The 2,715-nt window shown below is 69.5% G+C and carries 2 protein-coding genes; both read left to right on the top strand.

Features of this window, described 5'->3' with window-relative positions; translation table 11 throughout:
- Positions 1 to 99: 99 nt before the first annotated feature.
- Positions 100 to 1,614, top strand: coding sequence for a pyridoxal phosphate-dependent decarboxylase family protein (locus FOE67_RS22095; protein WP_323385274.1), 1,515 nt, complete (start codon positions 100 to 102; stop codon positions 1,612 to 1,614).
- Positions 1,615 to 1,621: 7 nt separating this feature from the next.
- On the top strand, positions 1,622 to 2,715 hold a 1,094-nt coding region (locus FOE67_RS22090), incomplete at its 3' end, for a 4-hydroxyphenylacetate 3-hydroxylase N-terminal domain-containing protein (RefSeq protein ID WP_182666594.1).

Raw genomic sequence — 2,715 nt, 5'->3', positions numbered from 1 at the left:
AGCACCAACTTGCCGTTGGCCTTTTCGTTGGTCGGATGGGCAGGGCGGACGTACGGCCCTCATGGAAAGAACCGCCCCCTCACGGCAGGAGACCACAGCGTGACCGACCGGGCCACGGCACGAGACGCCGGCACCGATTCCCCACCCCACCTGACCCTGTCCGACACGGACATGTTGAAGGTGGGGGAGCACACCCTCCACCGCATCGTCGAACGCCTCTCACACCCCGGGGAGGGCCCGGTTCATCGTCGCCTCACCCGTCGGGACCTGGACATCGAGTGGGGGGAGCCGCCGCCGGAGCACGGCGAGGACCCCATCCGGCTGGTGGACCGACTGGTGAACGGGGCACTCACCGCGGGCATGAGATCGGATCATCCGCGTTGCTTCGCCTTCGTCCCCTCCGCGGGTAACTATCCGGCGGTTCTCGCCGACGCGCTGGCCGCCGCCTTCCTGGCGGTGCCGGGAGCCTGGTTGGTCGGGTCGGGGGCCACCCGAATCGAACTGGTCACCGTTCAATGGCTGTGTGAACTGTTGGGGTTGCCGTCCGGTAGCGGTGGGCTGTTCGTCTCGGGCGGTACCGAGGCGAATCTCCTCGCCCTGACCGTGGCCCGGGATTCCCGCTTGGACGGAAGTCCGGAGGACGCCCGCGCCTACTGCTCGGATCAGGCCCATCCCTCGGTGGCCAAAGCCCTTCACGTCCTGGGGTTCCGACGCGAGCAATTGGTCGTGGTACCCGCCGACACCGCCTTCCGCCTGCCGGTGGACCCCCTCGCGGAACGGATTCGACGGGACCGGGCCGCCGGGCTCCGTCCCTTCGCGGTGATCGCCACAGCCGGTACCACCGGAACCGGCGCGGTGGATCCCCTGCCGGAACTGGCCGCCGTGTGCCGTGCCGAGAACCTGTGGCTGCACACCGATGGCGCGATGGGTGCGGCGGTACGGATCGCTCCCCGCGGTCGGGAACTGTTGCCGGGACTGGAATTCTCCGACTCGGTCACGGTCGACCCGCACAAATGGCTCTTCCAGCCCTACGACACCGGATGCGTCCTGTTGCGCGACCCCGACCTTCTGCGCCGGAGTTTCGCCATGGCCCGGTACGGCCTGGACGTGGAGGCCGGTTACCTGGACGCCTCCCGGTGCGAAAGCCCCACCTCACCGGCGTCCGAGGAGGTGAATCTCTCCGACTACGGCATTCAGCTCAGTCGTTCCCTGCGCGCCCTGCGCCTGTGGCTGTCCTTCAAGACCTTCGGGGTCGGCGCGTTCCGCGAGGCCGTGGCCCACGGCATGCGTCTCGCCGAACACGCCGCCCGGCGCATCGACGAAATCCCCGACCTGGAACTGGTCACCCCGCCCGGGCTCGGCGTCCTCACCTTCCGCTGCCGTCCCCACAACGGACCCACCCCGGGACCCCACCTGGACCTCCTCCAAACGGAGGTGAGCGGGACGGTGGTGGCGAAAGGAGAAGCGATGATCCTCACGACCCGCCTGAGAGGGGAACGGGTGTTGCGTCTGTGCACCATCAACCCCCGAGCCGGTGAAGCCGACATCGACGCGACCCTGGAACTGGTTCGGGCAGCCGCCCGACACCACACGACCTCCCCGACCCCCGTCTGAGCGGCCCGTGACCACCGAAGCGGCCGGGCCGCCCACCGGTCCGGAATACCTGGAAAGCCTGCGCGACGACCGGGAGGTGTGGATCCGCGGCGAGCGAGTGGAGGACGTCGCCTCCCACCCCGCCTTCCACGGCCACGCCGCCTCGGTGGCACGGCTCTACGACGCCCTGCACGAACCGGAACGACGCGAGGAACTGACCTCCCCCACCGACACCGGGTCGGACGGATTCACCCACCCCTTCTTCCGCGTGCCCCGCTCCGTGGAGGACCTGCGGGCGTCACGCCGGGCGATCATCGGCTGGCAACGCCTGTGCCACGGATGGTTGGGACGATCCCCCGACTACAAGGCGTCCTTCCTGGCCACCCCGGGAGCCGCTCCGGAACGCTACGGACCCTTCGCCGACGTCGCCCGCCACTGGTACGCCCGGGCCCGGGAGCGGGTGCCGTTCTTCGCCCACGCCCTCGTGGACCCACCGGTGGACCATCACCTGTCCGGGGAAGCGCGGACCTCCCCGGCCGTCAGGGTGGTCGGGGAGACGGACGCCGGAATCGTGGTGAGCGGTGCCAAAGTGGTGGCCACCGGAGCGGCCTGCGCCCAACACGTGTTCATCGCCCACACCGGACCGCCCCCCACCGACCCGACATTCGCCCTCTCCTTCATCGCCCCGATGAACGCACCGGGGCTGAAGGTGTTGTGCCGACCCTCCTACGAACTGACCGCCGCCACCACCGGAAGCACCTTCGACTACCCGTTGAGCAGCCGCTTCGACGAGAACGATGCCGTCCTGGTCTTCGACCGCACCCCCATCCCCCGGGAGAACGTCCTCGTCCACCGGGATCCGGAGGTGGCCGCGTCCTTTCTCCACGAATCGGGTTTCCTGCCCCGCTTCCTCCTGCACGGCGCGACCCGACTCGCGGTCAAACTCGACTTCCTCTCCGGCCTCCTGCTGCAGGCCACACACATCACCGGAGGAGACGCCCACGCGACGGTGCGGGCCACGACGGGGGAGGTCCTGGCTTGGCGGGAAACGGTGTGGGCACACAGCCACACCATGGTGGAGGCGGCACATCCCGCACCGGACGGCTCCCACCTCCCCCACCC

The sequence above is a fragment of the Streptomyces calidiresistens genome (assembly GCF_014141525.1).
Classification (GTDB): domain Bacteria; phylum Actinomycetota; class Actinomycetes; order Streptomycetales; family Streptomycetaceae; genus Streptomyces; species Streptomyces calidiresistens.
This window is presented reverse-complemented; position numbering and strand designations above follow the sequence as displayed.